This window comes from Allobosea sp. P5_A5 (assembly GCF_056400625.1).
Genome location: NZ_JBFUKY010000002.1, coordinates 621,183 through 636,758, shown reverse-complemented (window position 1 = coordinate 636,758; position 15,576 = coordinate 621,183). Strand labels below are relative to the sequence as shown.

Below are 15,576 nucleotides of genomic sequence, written 5' to 3'. Positions count from 1 at the left end.
CAGAAACGGGTTTATGAACGGTTTATGAATAGAGAAAGGCAGATATCAACAAATATACCAATTCATCTAAAACTAAAAATACGCCTGAGAAGAATATTCGGATTTTTCGAACTGTATTCTAGACTTTACAGAGAGAATAATGATATCAAAAGTTGTAAAATAAAATCTAAAGTTGTAAACTATAGTAGAAGATACTACGATCCCGATGCGAACGCTGCGATCATGGCCTTCACATCCGCCATCGCAGCTTCGAGCTTCTGCGCATCTCGCGAGCGCACAACGATATTGGTGTCCGGCCCCGTCTCGCTGAAAAACGGGTACGAGCCGATCGACACGCCCGGATGGCTCTTGGCGACGTTCGCCAGCGCCCCCCCGATATCCCCCTCGCGCAAGCCCGCGCGGACCGTGTCGGACAGGATTTTGGTGCCGGTCTGCAAGGTGGGGCCGATGACGTCGAGCATCGCCTGCATGATCGAAGGCACGCCCGCCATCACGTAGACGTTGCCGATATGGAAGCCCGGCGCCTTGGAGATCGAGTTGGCGACAAGCTCGGCGCCCGCCGGAATGCGCGCCATGCGCATCCGCGCCTCGTTGAGCTCCTCCTCCGAAAACCGTTCGCGCAGCATGGCGACGGCACGCGGATCATGGTCGATCGACACGCCGAAGGCAGCGGCGACCGAATCCGCCGTGATGTCGTCATGCGTCGGCCCGATGCCGCCGGTGGTGAAGACATAGCCGTAGCGCCCGCGCAACGCGTTCAACGCGGCGACGATCTCGTCCGTCACGTCCGGGACGACCCGGACCTCGCGCAGCTCGACGCCGATATTGGTGAGGTATTCGGCGATGTAGCCGATATTCTTGTCCTTGGTCCGCCCCGACAAGATCTCGTCGCCGATGACGAGGATCGCGGCGGTGACGATCGACTTCGGCGTTGCGGTTTCGCTGGCGGACATCAGGCACTCCTGGCACGGCGGCTCGCGCCTGAAACATGGCAGCGATGCCTCACAGCTAGTTCATCGCCGGGAAAAGGCAATGCACAGCCGGCGTCGACAGCGAATGCGCCGGGCGCCTGCTGTTCAGGCGGCGGCGCGCTCGAACAGCAGGTTGAGCCGGGTCTGCAAAACCAGCTTGTAACCGGAGCGTTCAAGCAGGCCGACGAGATCGCTCTGCCAGCGCTGGCGCGAATCCTCGATGACGATGAAGCCCGGCCACAACGCCGGCGGCGCGTCGCGCAGGAAGGGCTCGAGGATCAGGTCTTCGGCGCCCTCGACATCGAGTTTGACCGCGTCGATGCGCTCATACCCTTCGCTTGCGACCAGGCTCAGCAGCGTCGTCGCCGGCACCTGGACGCTGCGCCCCATACTCGAATTCAGGATCCGCACACTCGATTCGCCCCTGTTCACAGGATCGATGAACAGCGTCAGTTCACCCTCCTTGTCGGCGAGCGCGCAGGCCACGGCTTTGACCGTCCCGAAAGGATTGAGGGCAATGTTGAAGGCGAGCCGCGCGAAAACGTCCGGCTGAGGCTCGACCGCCAGGATGCGCGCGTTGCGACCCGCATGGGCCGCGACGAAAAGCGAATAAGCGCCGATATTCGCGCCGATATCGATGAAGGTGAACCCGTCGCGCAGCCGCTGCAACAGCATCTCGCGCTCGACCGGATCGAAGTACTGCGGCGTGAAGAGCACCCGCTTCTCGCAGACATTGCCGTCCGGATAGAGCCGCATCCGGGCGCCCAGCGATTCGATATCCACCGGCGCCCCGTCGAGCGAGCGCAGCCCGATGCGCCGCAGCGCATAGGCGATCTTGCGGCCGAGAAAACTGTCGGACGCGACGCGGGTGCGGGCGATGATCTTGGCGAGGAAGGCTTTGGGCGCAAACGCGCCGAAAGGCCGGTCTTCCGCGGTGGATTGTTCGGTGATGGCCATTGCGCCAGCCTGATACACCGCCCCGCCGCCGAGCACCAGCCGCCGCCGGGCTCGACCGTCGCTCAAGCGGCTTGCCTCGTTTCCCAAACCCAATAGATATGGGGATCAGGAGTGGCCCGCGCGCGATGACATTCGAAGATTCGGTCGGACGGGTGCGCTCGCGCGAACCCGTGATCAAGATCCACGGACCGCAGGCTTTCGCCGCCATGCACAAGGCCGGCCGGCTGACGGCGGCGGGGCTCGACATGCTCGGCCCCTACGTCAAGCCCGGCGTAACGACCCAGCGCCTGGACGAGCTTGCCTTTCAGTTCGCCATGGACAACGGCGCCTATCCGGCGACGTTGTTTTATCGCGGCTACACCAAATCGATCTGCACCTCGATCAACCACGTCGTCTGCCACGGCATTCCGGACGACAAGCCGCTGCGCGAGGGCGATGTCCTCAACATCGACTACACCCTGATCGTGGATGGCTGGCACGGCGATTCGAGCCGAATGTACGGAGTCGGCGAGATCTCGCGCAGAGCCGAGCGGCTGGTCGAGATCACCTATGAAAGCCTGCTGCGCGGCATCAAGGCCGTTCGTGCCGGCGCCCACACCGGCGATATCGGCTTCGCCATCCAGCGCTATGCCGAGGCCGAGCGCTGCTCGGTGGTGCGCGATTTCTGCGGCCACGGCATCGGCCGGCTGTTCCACGACGCGCCCAACATCCTGCATTACGGCAGCCCGGGCGAAGGCGTGCAGCTCAAGCCGGGAATGGTCTTCACCATCGAGCCCATGATCAATATCGGCAAGCCCGGCGTGAAGATCCTGTCCGATGGCTGGACGGCGGTGACGCGGGATCGCTCGCTGTCGGCCCAGTTCGAGCACCAGATCGGCGTCACCGAAACCGGCTGCGAGATTTTCACCCTGTCGCCCGGCGGCCTCGACAATCCGCTCGCGCCGAAATGAGCCGGCGGGCGGGCAAGGGGCAACAGGCCGAGCCCTCGCCTGCCGGGCTGTTTGCCGAGGCGGCCCCAGCGCTCACTATCGATGCTGTTCCGCTGCCGAAGGCTCTGGTCGGACAAGCCACGCCGCCGCCTGCCCCGCATTATCACGGCCACCGCGACCGACTGCGCGCGCGTTTTCAGGACGCCGGCGCGGATGCCCTGCCCGACTACGAGCTGCTGGAGCTTCTGCTTTTCCGCTCGATCCCGCAGCGCGATGTGAAGCCGCTGGCGAAACAGCTGATCCAGCATTTCGGATCGTTTGCGGAAGCCCTTGCCGCTCCGGTGCACCGCCTGACCGAGATCAAAGGGGTGGGCGAAGGCGTCGCGCTCGACCTCAAGGTCGTCGAAGCCGCGCTGAAGCGCATGGCGAAGGGCGCCGTCGCCAAGCGCACGGTTCTCTCCTCCTGGAATTCGGTTCTGGATTATTGCCGCATGGCGATGGCCTTCGCCGAGCGAGAGCAGTTCCGCATCCTCTTTCTCGACAAGAAGAACGCCCTCATCGCCGATGAGGTGCAGCAGACCGGCACCGTCGACCACACACCCGTCTATCCGCGAGAGGTGATGCGCCGGGCGCTGGAGCTGTCCGCCTCGGCCATCATTCTGGTCCACAACCACCCCTCGGGGGACCCCACGCCGTCCGGCGCGGACATGCGGATGACCCGCGAACTGGTCGATATCGGCAAACCTCTGGGGATCGCGATCCACGACCACCTCGTCGTCGGCCGCGACGGCCATGCGAGCTTTCGTAGCCTGGGACTCATCTGAAGACGGCAGGCTGCTGTCTCTCGATGCCGGATGCCATTGCCCCGACCTGCCTAAATAAAAGGCGCATGGCGACAAAAGGCGGATCACGACGCCTCTTCCCCAACGATAGCGAATACGCTTAGGCTCAAGGAAACAGGGGATGTCAGCCTAGATGGTCGCGTTCGACGAGATGACCGGCTCCGGCGCCGATTTGAGGCCCGCTTATCAAGCGCTCGAACGTTGGCTCAAGGAGACACCCGCCGATCAGCTCGCCTTGCGCCGTTCGCAGGCCGAGCTGTTCTTCCGGCGGATCGGGATCACCTTTGCCGTCTACGGAGACGAGGAATCGACCGAGCGGTTGATCCCGTTCGACATTATCCCGCGCGTGCTGACCAAGCCGGAATGGACCAAGCTGGAAGCCGGCCTGCGCCAGCGCGTGACCGCGCTCAACATGTTCCTGGCCGATGTCTACGGCCCGAAAGAGTGCCTCAAGGCCGGGATCATTCCGCCCGATCTGGTCTACCGCAACGCCTGCTACCAGCTCGAAATGGTCGACTTCAAAGTCCCGCACGGCGTCTATTGCCATATCGCGGGCATCGACGTCGTTCGCGTCGACGCCGACACTTTCTATGTGCTTGAGGACAATGCCCGCACGCCGTCCGGCGTCTCCTACATGATGGAGAATCGGGAGGTGATGCTGCGGCTCTTTCCGGAGCTGTTCTCCACGCACCGCGTCGCACCGGTCGATAACTACCCGGACCAGCTCCTGGCCACCCTGCGCTCGGTCGCGCCCCGGAGCGCGCCCTCCGATCCGACGATCTGCTTGCTGACGCCCGGCCAGTTCAACTCGGCCTTTTACGAGCACTCCTTCCTGGCGGACAAGCTCGGCGTCGAGCTGGTCGAGGGCTCCGACCTCACGGTCAAGGACGACGTCGTCTACATGCGCACGACGCAGGGACAGAAACGGGTCGACGTCATCTATCGGCGGATCGACGACGATTACATCGATCCGCTCGTCTTCAGGGGCGACTCGGTGCTCGGCGTGCCCGGGATCATCGGCGCCTACAAGGCCGGCAACGTCACGCTCGCCAATGCGGTCGGCACAGGCGTCGCCGACGACAAGGCCGTCTACAGCTACATGCCCGAGATCGTGAAGTTCTTCACCGGCGAGGAACCGATCTTGAAGAACGTCCCGACCTACCGCTGCCGCGAGCCCGAGGCGAACGCCTATGTTCTCGACAATCTGGAGAAACTCGTCGTCAAGGAGGTGAACGGCTCGGGCGGCTACGGCATGCTCGTCGGCCCGCACGCCAACAAGGCCCAGATCGAAACCTTCCGCCGCAAGCTGAAAGCGAGTCCCGAGGGCTTCATCGCCCAGCCGACGCTCGCGCTGTCGACATGCCCCACCTTCGTGGCCTCGGGTGTCGCGCCGCGCCATGTCGATCTGCGCCCCTATGTTCTCTCCGGCGCGAACGGCATTTCCTGCGTGCCGGGAGGCCTCACCCGCGTGGCGCTGCAGGAAGGCTCGCTCGTCGTGAATTCGAGCCAGGGCGGCGGCACCAAAGACACGTGGGTGCTCGATGCATGATCTGCCTGGATTTTCCCCGCCAGCCCCATCCGGAAGCGCGCCGCGAGACGTCGCGAAAAGGCCCGATCTGACCATGCTTTCGCGGACTGCCGACAGCCTTTATTGGGTCTCCCGATATGTCGAGAGAGCCGAATATCTCGCGCGTATCCTCGACGCGACGATGCGCTTGAGCAATCTGCCCCACGCCTATGGCGGCGCCGGCACCGAGTGGCACAGCGCCGTCTCGACGGCCGGCTGCGAGGATACCTTCGCGAAGGCTTATGGCGAGGCCAATGAGCGCAACGTCTGCGACTTCCTGACCTTCAACCCGGATAATCCGTCCTCCATCCGCAACTGCCTGGCGCAGGCGCGCTCCAACGCGCGGGCGGTTCGCACCGCCCTCACCTCCGAGATGTGGGATGCGATCAACGGAGCGTGGCTCGAATTGCAGCGCTTCGAGAAGAAGCGCATGGATCGGGAGGAATTCGCTCGGTTTCTCGATTGGGTGAAGAACGTCTCGCTGGTCTTCGACGGCTCGGCCTATCGCACCATGCTGCGGGACGACGGCTACTGGTTCTCGCGGCTCGGGGTCTATCTCGAGCGCGCCGACAACACGGCGCGCATCCTGGACGTGAAATATCATGTGCTGCTGCCCGCCAATGAGCAGATCGGCGGCTCGCTGGATTATTTCCAGTGGACCACGGTGCTGCGCGAGGTCTCGGCCCTGACGGCTTATCACTGGGTTTATCGCGAGGCGGTGAAGCCGATCCTGATCGCGGACCTGCTGATTTTGAACCGGCGCATGCCGCGCTCGCTCGCCGCCTGCTACGAGAGCATTTCGCGCTTCCTGGATTCGCTCGGAGACGCCTACGGCCGGCAGGGCGCGTCCCAGCGTCAGGCACGCAAGACGCTGGCGAACCTCACCAGCACGCGTATCGACGACATTTTCCAGCACGGGCTGCACGAATTCATCGAGGACTTCATCACCGAGAACAACCGTCTCGGGAACACCATCTTCGAGCAATATCTACAATGAACCACTCGCGTCGCGGCTCTGCCCGGCGTAGAAGGCGGGCACGATAGGCCGGACCGGACGATGCGGATCAGGATTTCTCACGCGATCAGCTACGACTATGCCGACCCGGCGCGGCATATCACGCAGATCCTGCGCTTGACGCCGCGCGACCATGACGGACAGCACGTCATGTCCTGGCGCATCGAGCCAAGCATCGATGGGCGCCTGCGCGCAAGCCAGGATGCCCATGGCAATATCGTCCATTCCTTTTATGCGGACGGCCCGATTTCCTCCATGTCGATCCAGATCGACGGTCTGATCGAAACGAGCGATCTCGCCGGCGTGGTGCGCGGCGGCAGCGATCGCGTACCCTGCGAGGTCTATCGCCGCGATACGCTGCTGACGGGGCTGAACGATGGGCTTCGCAGCTTCACGGCCAAGGCCGTCGCCGGCGCCGGAAGCTCTTTGTCCCAGATGCATGAGCTGATGGCGGCGGTGAACGATCGCATGGTTTGCATCGATGCGACCGGCCGGACCGGCGTCGGCGCCGCGGCTGCTTTCGAGGCCCGGGAAGCGATCCCGCAGGACATCGCCCACGTCTTCATGGCTGGCGCTCGCCATCTCGGGCTTCCCGCCCGTTATGTCTCCGGCTATGTCGCGCAGGACGATACCTTGCCGCATGGCAATGGTGCCCATGCCTGGGCGGAGGTCCATTTCGACGATTATGGCTGGATCGGCTTCGATTGCGCCAATGCGATCTGTCCGGTCGACAGTCATGTCCGTGTCGCCGTGGGGCTCGATTTCACGGACGCGGCGCCCGTGCGCGGCGCCCGACAAGGCGGTGACGGCGAAACGCTGAACGTGCTGGTCAGCGCAAGCCAGGCCGAAGACCGCCTCGCAAACCAGTGATCCCCACTCCGGGATCGCGACAACAGGATAATGCCCCGTGACCTATTGCGTCGGAATCCTCGTGCAGGACGGTCTCGTCATGATCGCCGACACGCGCACCAATGCGGGGCTCGACGACATCTCGACCTTCCGCAAGCTCCATGTGTTCAACTGGCCAGGCGATCGCAGCTTCGGTCTGATGACGGCGGGCAATCTCTCGATCACGCAATCGGTCGTCAGCCTGCTGCAGGAAGGGTTGCCCAATGCCGAGACGGGCGAGCTCGAGACGCTGCAAAGTGCCTCGTCGATGTTTCGCGCCGCACAGTTCGTCGGTCGCTGCATCCGTCATGTCCGTGAATTCGACGGGCCGGCGCTGAAGGATGCGGGCGTCAAGTTCGAGGTATCGATGTTGTTCGGCGGCCAGATCAAGGGGCAGCCGATGCGACTGTTCATGATCTACGGCGCCGGCAATTTCATCGAATGCGGTGCGGATGCGCCGTTCCTGCAGATCGGCGAGCACAAATACGGCAAGCCGATTCTGGATCGCGCTGTCACCTTCAAGAGCCATCTCTACGACGCGCTGAAAGTCGGCCTGATCTCGATGGATTCGACGATGCGGTCCAATCTGGGCGTCGGGCTGCCGATCGACCTGATCGTCATGCGCCGCGATGCGGACGATCTTGAGCTGAACCGGCGGATCGAGGCGGGCGAGCCCTATTTCCATGATCTGCGCGAGCGCTGGTCGGCCGCGTTGCGCGCCGCCCACACCGCCATCCCGCGCCCGCCTTATGGGCCACCGCCCGGCTAAACGCCGTGCTGGCAACAGGATGTCAATCTTTCGCGGTCTAGGTCTAGGAGACGAATCAGCCCTGGAACCGGTATGCCCAAGTCTGCCGCCGCGAAGATGACGAATGCGGGTTCGTCCGCACGCATGTTCGCGAGTTCGGTCGCGACGCTCGGCATAGCCTTTCTGATCCTGATGGCCGCGGGCGCCAGCGTGGTCATCGCGATCACGCGGGAGGCGAACCGGCTGGAAGCGCAGCGGCAATACGAGCGGGTCGAAGCCGCGCTGCACAGCCAGATCGGCTTCGAGGAGCAGCGCCTCGAGAAGCTTGCCATCGCCAGCGATCTGCAGGAAGCGCTGGACGATCCAGCGCCCTATACCAAGCTCCAGACCGCCTTCGCACAGCTGCGCGGCCGGCTTGCCGATATCGACGGTGCCTATCTCGTCACGCAGGATGGCGATGTTCTGGCCGGGCTGGAGGGCGGCACCCTGGCCGGGCATCTCGGCTACAAAGGCCTCAGCCGCTTCAATGCGGCTCTTCCCGGAGCACAGTCGCTTGACCCTAGTCAAAGGGCAAGGACGAGCGCATCGAGCTGGTCGACGATAGCGGGTAGCGGTAACGACGCGATTCTGCTCATCGTCATCGATCTCTCGACCATCGCGACGCCGATCGCCTCTCCGCAATTCGGGCAGCTTTCCTTCGTCGCCTATCGTCGGATCACCGACGCGATGCTGGCCGAATTCACCGCCAACTACCGCATCGGCGACATCAGGCTGACGACCTCCCCGCCGACGGATGCTCGAGCAAGCCTGCCCGTGCTCGCGGCGGATGGCTCCGTCAACACATGGCTCGCCTGGACGCCCTCGCGGCCCGGCGATGTCATGCTCGAGCGCTTCCTGTGGGCGATGATCGCGGTCGCGCTGCTGTTCTCGGTCATCTTCGTCTTCGTCGTGCAACGCCTTCGCGCCTCGGCGATCCAGATCGCGCTGCGCGAGCAGGAGATCCATCGCCTGGCAGGGCAGGACGAGCTCTCGGGCCTGCCCAATCGCCGCAGTTTCGACGCCGCCCTCGATTCCGCCCTCTCCGTCTGCGCGCGCGAAGGCGAGGGAATGGCCGTGATGCTGGTCGATCTCGACCGCTTCAAGGCGGTCAACGACACATACGGCCACACCGCAGGCGACGAGCTGATCCGGCAGGTCGCCAACCGCCTTCTGGCCCTCACCGGACCCGGCGACATGGTTTCGCGTTTCGGCGGCGATGAATTCGGCATCATCCAGGCCCGGTCTCCGGGTCCGGCCGAGACCAGTGCGCTCGGCGCGAAGATCCTGGCGAGCCTGACCGAATCGTTCCGCGTCCACGACGTCGAGATCGGCATCGGTTGCTCGATCGGCGTTGCCGTGGCGCCGCGCGACGGCAACGACCGGCCGACCTTGCTGCGCCTCGCCGACACCGCCCTCTATGAAGCCAAAAACGGCGGGCGCAATCGCTTTGCGATCTTTGAGCCGCAGATGAACCGCTCGCTCCTGGTCAAGCGCATGGTGGAGGACGATCTGCGCCTCGCCATGGAGCAGAACCTGCTCGAACTGCATTACCAGCCGCAAGTCTCCGTCGACGGCACCACGATCACGGGCGTCGAGGCGCTGGTACGCTGGCCGCACCCGGAACACGGCATGATCCCGCCTTCGGAGTTCATCGGCATCGCCGAGGAACGCGGCCTGATCATGCCACTGAGCGAATGGGTGCTGCGGCGCGCCTGCACCGAGGCACAGCGCTGGCCCGGCCTGAGGCTCGCGGTCAACGTCTCGCCGATCCAGTTCCGTCACAAGGACTTCGTCGCCAACGTCCTGCGCATCATTTCTGAAACCGGGTTCGACCCGACAAGGTTGGAGCTCGAGCTGACCGAAGGCGTGCTGATCGAGGATGCCGATGCGGCCGAGGCCGCGATGATGGATATCCGCGCCCAGGGCGTCGGCCTGGCGCTGGACGATTTTGGGACGGGCTATTCCAGCCTGATCTATCTGCGCCGCTTCGCCTTCGACAAGATCAAGATCGACCGCATCTTCCTCGAATATATGGAAGCGACAGGCGAATCGGCCATCCTCGTGCATTCGATGGCGCATCTCGGCCGCGCGCTCGGTCTGCGCGTCTGCGCGGAAGGCGTCGAGACCGCCGAACAGCATCGTTTCCTGCAGGCGGTCGGATGCCACGAACTGCAGGGCTTCCTGTTCTCGAAGCCGGTGCCGGCATCCGAGATCGACCGGTTGGTCGGCATCTCCAACCCATTTGCCATGACGCTCGCCGCCTGAGACGGCCGAGCACCCGCTCGTCTCAGAACAGCAACCCGTGGATGCCGCTGAAGATGGCGTAAGCGAAGCCCGCACTCAATGCCAGACCGACCGCGCCCACGACCGCGCCGGCGATGATCACGACCCCGTCCCGTTCGACCAGCCCGAGCCCGACGAGGCAGACCGCAATGCCAAGCGGGATCTGCCCGATGAACGGCGCGGCGACGATGAGCCCGAGCGCCAGGACCAGAATGAGCAATCCGAGCACCGGGACGGCATAACCGCCCCCCAGCATCGTCAGACGCGGCTTCGAAAACCGCTCCAGCCAGACCAGGGGCGGCAACGCCCGGCCGATCGCACGGTTGAGTTCCGGCTTGCCGATGCTGCGGGCCAGCAATGCTTGCGGCAGCCAGGGAATGCTCCGCCCGAACAGCATCTGTAAGGCGACGAAAGCGAGCACGAGGCCACAAACTAGCGGGATAGGCGGCGGCATCGGCAGGCAATTCGGCAGGCCGAGCAGCACCACCAGCAGCGCATAGGCGCGGTTCTGCAAGGCGGCGACGATGGTGCCGACCGCCACCCGCTCGCCAGGCAAGTCGGCGAGGGCTCTCAGAAGACCGGACGTGCGCAGAGGAGATGACAACCGAAGGGCCGCTTGGAAGACAGCGCCCTTGCAAACCCAGAACCGCCTTCGCGCCGGTCGTGCGCGACCGCTGACGAAACCGTCTGGACCCGCGATGGAGACGCAAGGACCGGCCGATCACATGTGACCGGCCGGCGCGTGCTCTAGCATGGTGGCCCGCGATGCAACAAGCGCGGCCCGCGCAAGGCTCAATGCAGTGTCAGCACGCCATTGATGCTTTTGATCTCGGCGGGGCCGATAAGACCCGAGTGAGCCACGATCACCGAGTGCAATGGGCCCTCCAGCTCCCGACGCCAGAATTCGAGAAACTTCCGAAGGGTCGGGAAGCGCGGAGCAAGATCGTATTGCTGCCAGACATAGGTTTGCAGCACGCTCTGGTGATCCGGTATTCGGTAGAGGATCGTGGCCGTCGTCAGGCCATAGCCTTCCAGCTGCCGGATGAAATCCTTCGAAACCATCGCCAACTCCCACCAGTGAAGAACGAAAGCTTAGCCGGCCATTTCGTGAGGCTGCGCCCCGCTGGTTAACAAAGGCTTGCCAAGGATCGGGCAAGCTGATGCAATCAAACCGTGCGTTTCAGGCAGCCGGATTTCGGCGGTTGCAGGCGGAGTCGGGCGTGGCGTTTGGATGGTTGAGGGCTGGAAGGATCGGGCTCGCGATCGCCCTCGCCGCCATTTCGTTGAACGTCGCGCGGGCGGATACGGAAGAGCCGGAAGCTGAGCCTTCACCCATCTCGATGGTGATTTTCGGCTCGATGGATGCCGGGCCTAACAAGACTTTTCTCTCTGTCGGGATGAAGCGAGCGATCGGCGGCGGTGGCCTGGCTCGTGAAGGCTTCCGCCTTTTCCTCAAGGCGGGCGGTTCACAGGAAGCCACCCGGCGGTTGCCACCGCATGGCACGACCTACAAAGCCGAGAGCCAGGGGATGCTCGGCTATGAATGGCGTTTTGGCGACACCTTCGTCGCGCTCTATGCCGGCTCGGATACCGAGAGCGTCCAGCGCCGCGAGCCCCTCGGCATGACGGCGGCGTTCACCCGTTATGGCGGCCGCGTCCAGGCCGATCTCTGGGCGACCCCTTGGGATGGCGTGATGCTGCAGGCCGGCGCTTATGTGTCGTCGCTGAATGCACGCAGCTGGGGGCGTCTCGCGACCGGCTGGCAGCTTCCCCTCGGGTTCTATGTCGGCCCGGAAATCGAAGCGTATCGGGAGCGCGACTACAATAAGCTGCGGCTCGGGCTTCATCTCACCGGCTTACGCCTGCTCGGCCTCGAATGGCGCCTTTCGGGCGGCTGGCAGCGCACCAGCGACCGCCCTTCCGAAGCCTATGCGACGCTTGGCGTGCACTGGTTGCGCTGACCGCTCAGCCTCGTACCGCCCGCAGGGCCTCCGGCGTGTCGACATCGATCGCGATTGCGGGATCGTCGAACGGAACCTCGACGACACGCTCGCCGGCGTCTTCCAGCAGACGTCGCGCGCCGCGGTCGCCCGTCAGCAAGGCGACGGCTGGAAACAGCTCGCGCACCAGCAGGACCGGATTGCCCCGGTTGCCGAAGAGCGTTGGCACGACGGCAAGCGCCTCCGGGTGCTGCGCGAACGAGGCGGAGAGTTTCGCGATCACTCCGGCGGTCACATTCGGCATGTCGCCGAGCGAGATCAGCGCGGCCGGCGCCTCGATAGGGACCGCCGCCACGCCGACGCGCAACGAGCTGGCGAGCCCTTCGGCATAATCGGCGTTATGAACGAAGCTGACCGGCAATCCCTGGAGACCCGCCTCGATCTCGCCGCGTTGGTGCCCGGTGACCACGATGACCGGTTCGAGGCCCGCCTGTAGCTGGGCTTCGACGGCATGACGGAGGATCGAGCGGCCACGTAGCGGTTCGAGCAGCTTGTTGCTCGCGCCCATTCGGGTCGAGCGGCCGGCCGCCAGCACGATGCCGGCGATGGCTCCCGATGGCGCTTTGGCCGGGGCCCGTGGCTGCGGGCGAGAGATGATTTCCATCAACAGCCCGCCCACGCCCATGCGCTGCGCATCCGCTCGCGTGACTGGAATGCCGGCAAGATGGCGCTGTAACACCCAGTCGAAACTATTTTCCTTCGGCGAGCGCGCGCAGCCGGGCGCCCCGATCACCGGCTTGCCGGCGAGTTCGCCCAGCATCAGCAGATTGCCAGGATCGACCGGCATGCCGAGATGAGCGACCGTACCGCCGGCATCGACCACGGCCTGCGGGATGACGTCGCGCCGGTCGGTGATCGCGGAGGCGCCGAAGACGACGATGATGTCGGCATCGCCCGCCGCCTGCTCGGCCAGCGCCGCCGTCAAGGGCGCGATGTCGTGGGGAACCCGCTGGTCGGCCGAAAGGATCGCCTCGGCCGGCGCCAACCTGTCCCGCATCACCCGCAACGTCTTGTCGACGACGCTGGGTTTCAACCCCGGCAGCAGTGTGGAAATCACGGCGACCTTGGAGGGGCGATAGGTCGCGACCGAGACCGCCACAGCCCCGTTCAGGGCCGCCAGCGCCGCGTTCAGTTGCTCCTGCGGGACCGCGTAGGGGATGATCTTGACGGTCGCGACCAGTTCGCCCGCCACGACAGCTTTCAGCGCCGGCAGCGTCGCGACGGTGATGGCTTCGTCCACGGCATTGAAGGCATCGATCGCGGCGACGTCGATCTGCAGCACGCCGGCGGCCTCGGCGAACATGTTGACCCGGCCGGTAAACGCTTTTTCGGCGGCGATCGCGGTCCCGGCAAGCCGGGCCGCGAGCCTATGGGCGGCGGCGTTTTCGTCGACATCGCCGGCTTCCAGCCGCACCGCGACGATCTCGTCGATGCCGGCATCAGCGAGCTTTGCGGCGATCTCGGCCGTCACGACCGCGCCCTTGCGCAGGGTGATCTCGGGCGTGCGGATGCTATGCGCCGCCACGACCCCGACAGCACCGGCGATCGCAACCGGACCAAACTTCATCGCCAACCCCTCACGCCGGTTTACGGCGCGGCCCGCGCAGCGTGGAAACGATTTCGGCCAGGATCGCGAGGGCAATCTCGGCCGGCGAAACCGCGCCGATATCGAGCCCGATCGGCGCGTGGATACGCGCCGTTGCAGCCTCGTCGAAACCGGCCTCCAAAAGCCGCTCCAGACGCTTGCCATGGGTCTTCCGGCTGCCGAGCGCGCCGACATAGAAGCAGTCCGAGCGCAGCGCAGCCGTCAGGCCGGGATCGTCGATCTTGGGATCATGCGTCAGCGCGACGAAAGCGGTATAGCCGTCGAGCCCGATCCGCGAGATCGCTTCATCCGGCCATTCCGGCAGCAGCGTCACGTCGGGAAACCGCTCGGGCGTTGCGAACGCGCTGCGCGGATCGATGATGACGAGATCGAGATCCAGCGCCTTCGCCATCGGCGCCATCGCCTGCGAGATATGCACCGCGCCGGTCACGACGATGCGCGGATGAGGCGCCTGTACCGTCAGGAAAAACGGCGCGCCTTCAACCTCGACCATGCCGCTCTTGCCCATGCGCAGCTGTTTTTCGAGCAAGGGAGCCAGCGGATCGGCTTCGATGTCGCTCTGCTTGACCAGACGTTGCACGCCCACTGCCATCTCGGTCACCAGGATGGTGGCGCGGCGCGCCTGTCGCTCGGCGTTGAGAACCGTCAGGAGAGAAAGGTCCACGTCAGCCCCTGTCGGTCGCGAGCTTGAGGCCGAGCGCGATCATCAGCGAGCCGCCGATCCAGCGTCCGAAGGTGAAACCGGCCTTCGTCTTCTTCATCGCGCCCATGACGAACGACGCGCCGAACACCGTCACCAGATCGGCCGATGAGAAGGCGAAGTTCACGAGCGTGCCGAGCGCCAGAAACTGCACCCAGACCGGCAACGAACCGGCCGGATCGACGAACTGCGGCAGCAGCGCGATGAAGAACAGAGCCACTTTCGGATTGAGGATTTCGACCATGAACGAGTCGAGCAGCGCCCGCTTCACCGTCTTCGGCGGCGCAAGCAGTTGGTCGGGCGCCGCGAGCCGCGAGCGGATCATGCCGACACCGATCCAGATCAGATAGAGCGCCCCGGCGATCTTCACCGCCACGTAAAGTTCCGGCACATGCTTGAACACGGCCGAAAGCCCGAAGGCTGCGGCAAAGACATGGACGTAGCAGCCCAGATGAATACCAAGCATCGCCATCAGGCCTGCCCTGCGGCCGTGGCTGATCGTCTGAGCGGCAGTATAAAGCAACGCGGGCCCCGGAAAATACGCGACGAGGATCGTCACCGTCGCGAAGGCCAGCAATGTTTCCCAGGATGCCATCAGCCTTGCGCCTTCGGGTTGCCGGCCGCGACCTGCACCGGCTCGACATAAACCTTGATGCGTCCGCCGCAGGACAGCCCGACCTGCCAGGCGGTCTCATCGGCCACGCCGAATTCGAGCATGCGGGGCTTGCCGTCGGCGATCACGTCCGCAGCTTCGGCCACGACCGCCCCCTCGACGCATCCTCCGGAAACAGACCCGGCGAAATTGCCTTCCCCATCGATGATGAGATGCGAACCGACAGGACGCGGTGCCGAACCCCAGGTCTCGATCACGGTCGCGACCGCAACGCCGCGCCCGGCCCTGGCCCACTCCTCGGCCGCACGAAGGATGTCGGTATCGGTGCTGATCATGATCGAGCCTTCCGGTATCGGACCAACGTCATTGCGAGCGAAGCGAAGCAATCCAGGAAGGCTGGGTGACACCGCTGAGCCCC

16 protein-coding genes are annotated in these 15,576 nt (G+C 64.5%); 8 read left to right on the top strand and 8 right to left on the bottom strand.

Translation table 11 applies throughout. The features are described from left to right. Positions 1-194: 194 nt before the first annotated feature. Together AC1DR6_RS06675 and AC1DR6_RS06670 are read right to left on the bottom strand one after the other, a co-directional pair. Positions 195-953, bottom strand: a complete 759-nt coding sequence (locus AC1DR6_RS06675) for a competence/damage-inducible protein A (protein WP_476828394.1) — start codon at positions 951-953, stop codon at positions 195-197. A gap of 123 nt (positions 954-1,076) precedes the next feature. Next, positions 1,077-1,928: an FkbM family methyltransferase gene (locus AC1DR6_RS06670; protein ID WP_476828457.1), complete on the bottom strand. Its 852-nt coding sequence runs from the start codon at positions 1,926-1,928 to the stop codon at positions 1,077-1,079. 125 nt (positions 1,929-2,053) lie between these two features. Here AC1DR6_RS06670 and map point away from each other — a divergent pair, with 125 nt between their 5' ends. From map to AC1DR6_RS06635, 7 genes are all read left to right on the top strand, one after another. Beyond that, positions 2,054-2,878: a type I methionyl aminopeptidase gene (gene map / locus AC1DR6_RS06665; protein WP_476828393.1), complete on the top strand. Its 825-nt coding sequence runs from the start codon at positions 2,054-2,056 to the stop codon at positions 2,876-2,878. After that, positions 2,875-3,681, top strand: coding sequence for a RadC family protein (radC, locus tag AC1DR6_RS06660; protein ID WP_476828392.1), 807 nt, complete (start codon positions 2,875-2,877; stop codon positions 3,679-3,681). Before map ends, radC begins: the two co-directional genes overlap by 4 nt. 151 nt (positions 3,682-3,832) lie before the next feature. Continuing rightward, positions 3,833-5,248, top strand: a complete 1,416-nt coding sequence (locus tag AC1DR6_RS06655; RefSeq protein WP_476828391.1) for a circularly permuted type 2 ATP-grasp protein — start codon at positions 3,833-3,835, stop codon at positions 5,246-5,248. 73 nt (positions 5,249-5,321) lie between these two features. Further along, entirely contained in the window at positions 5,322-6,263 is a 942-nt protein-coding gene (locus tag AC1DR6_RS06650) for an alpha-E domain-containing protein (RefSeq protein WP_476828390.1), read from the top strand. A 60-nt stretch (positions 6,264-6,323) separates the two neighbouring features. Next, a complete protein-coding gene (locus tag AC1DR6_RS06645) occupies positions 6,324-7,151 on the top strand; it encodes a transglutaminase family protein (RefSeq protein ID WP_476828389.1) in 828 nt (275 codons plus the stop codon). Between the two features lie 37 nt (positions 7,152-7,188). Then, positions 7,189-7,938, top strand: coding sequence for a proteasome-type protease (locus AC1DR6_RS06640; protein WP_476828388.1), 750 nt, complete (start codon positions 7,189-7,191; stop codon positions 7,936-7,938). Positions 7,939-8,010: 72 nt separating this feature from the next. Further along, on the top strand, positions 8,011-10,221 hold the full coding sequence (locus AC1DR6_RS06635) for a putative bifunctional diguanylate cyclase/phosphodiesterase (RefSeq protein WP_476828387.1): 2,211 nt from the start codon (positions 8,011-8,013) through the stop codon (positions 10,219-10,221). A 22-nt stretch (positions 10,222-10,243) separates the two neighbouring features. Here AC1DR6_RS06635 and AC1DR6_RS06630 read toward each other — a convergent pair whose 3' ends face one another. Together AC1DR6_RS06630 and AC1DR6_RS06625 are read right to left on the bottom strand one after the other, a co-directional pair. After that, positions 10,244-10,843, bottom strand: coding sequence for an exopolysaccharide biosynthesis protein (locus tag AC1DR6_RS06630; RefSeq protein ID WP_476828386.1), 600 nt, complete (start codon positions 10,841-10,843; stop codon positions 10,244-10,246). 188 nt (positions 10,844-11,031) lie between these two features. Then, positions 11,032-11,301, bottom strand: coding sequence for an usg protein (locus tag AC1DR6_RS06625; protein ID WP_476828385.1), 270 nt, complete (start codon positions 11,299-11,301; stop codon positions 11,032-11,034). A gap of 158 nt (positions 11,302-11,459) precedes the next feature. Between AC1DR6_RS06625 and bcsS the strand changes: the two genes are divergently transcribed. Further along, a complete protein-coding gene (bcsS, locus tag AC1DR6_RS06620; protein WP_476828384.1) occupies positions 11,460-12,200 on the top strand; it encodes a cellulose biosynthesis protein BcsS in 741 nt (246 codons plus the stop codon). 4 nt (positions 12,201-12,204) lie between these two features. Here bcsS and AC1DR6_RS06615 read toward each other — a convergent pair whose 3' ends face one another. The 4 genes from AC1DR6_RS06615 to AC1DR6_RS06600 are packed head-to-tail and all read right to left on the bottom strand — an operon-like array spanning position 12,205 to position 15,493. Beyond that, complete coding sequence (locus tag AC1DR6_RS06615) at positions 12,205-13,806, bottom strand: NTP transferase domain-containing protein (RefSeq protein ID WP_476828383.1); 1,602 nt, start codon at positions 13,804-13,806, stop codon at positions 12,205-12,207. A 10-nt stretch (positions 13,807-13,816) separates the two neighbouring features. Next, positions 13,817-14,509, bottom strand: a complete 693-nt coding sequence (locus AC1DR6_RS06610; RefSeq protein ID WP_476828382.1) for an XdhC family protein — start codon at positions 14,507-14,509, stop codon at positions 13,817-13,819. A 1-nt stretch (position 14,510) separates the two neighbouring features. Further along, positions 14,511-15,140, bottom strand: a complete 630-nt coding sequence (locus AC1DR6_RS06605) for a LysE family translocator (RefSeq protein WP_476828381.1) — start codon at positions 15,138-15,140, stop codon at positions 14,511-14,513. Then, positions 15,140-15,493 (bottom strand): XdhC family protein, encoded by a 354-nt coding sequence (locus AC1DR6_RS06600; RefSeq protein ID WP_476828380.1) that lies wholly within the window; start codon positions 15,491-15,493, stop codon positions 15,140-15,142. The genes AC1DR6_RS06605 and AC1DR6_RS06600 overlap by 1 nt, the downstream gene beginning before the upstream one ends. Positions 15,494-15,576: the final 83 nt, after the last annotated feature.

Coding starts and splice junctions, on each gene's coding strand:
- AC1DR6_RS06675 (WP_476828394.1), bottom strand. CDS start 953: ATGTCCGCCAGCGAAACCGCAACGCCGAAGTCGATCGTCACCGCCGCG.
- AC1DR6_RS06670 (WP_476828457.1), bottom strand. CDS start 1,928: ATGGCCATCACCGAACAATCCACCGCGGAAGACCGGCCTTTCGGCGCG.
- map (WP_476828393.1), top strand. CDS start 2,054: ATGACATTCGAAGATTCGGTCGGACGGGTGCGCTCGCGCGAACCCGTG.
- radC (WP_476828392.1), top strand. CDS start 2,875: ATGAGCCGGCGGGCGGGCAAGGGGCAACAGGCCGAGCCCTCGCCTGCC.
- AC1DR6_RS06655 (WP_476828391.1), top strand. CDS start 3,833: ATGGTCGCGTTCGACGAGATGACCGGCTCCGGCGCCGATTTGAGGCCC.
- AC1DR6_RS06650 (WP_476828390.1), top strand. CDS start 5,322: ATGCTTTCGCGGACTGCCGACAGCCTTTATTGGGTCTCCCGATATGTC.
- AC1DR6_RS06645 (WP_476828389.1), top strand. CDS start 6,324: ATGCGGATCAGGATTTCTCACGCGATCAGCTACGACTATGCCGACCCG.
- AC1DR6_RS06635 (WP_476828387.1), top strand. CDS start 8,011: ATGCCCAAGTCTGCCGCCGCGAAGATGACGAATGCGGGTTCGTCCGCA.
- AC1DR6_RS06625 (WP_476828385.1), bottom strand. CDS start 11,301: ATGGTTTCGAAGGATTTCATCCGGCAGCTGGAAGGCTATGGCCTGACG.
- AC1DR6_RS06615 (WP_476828383.1), bottom strand. CDS start 13,806: ATGAAGTTTGGTCCGGTTGCGATCGCCGGTGCTGTCGGGGTCGTGGCG.
- AC1DR6_RS06605 (WP_476828381.1), bottom strand. CDS start 15,140: ATGGCATCCTGGGAAACATTGCTGGCCTTCGCGACGGTGACGATCCTC.
- AC1DR6_RS06600 (WP_476828380.1), bottom strand. CDS start 15,493: ATGATCAGCACCGATACCGACATCCTTCGTGCGGCCGAGGAGTGGGCC.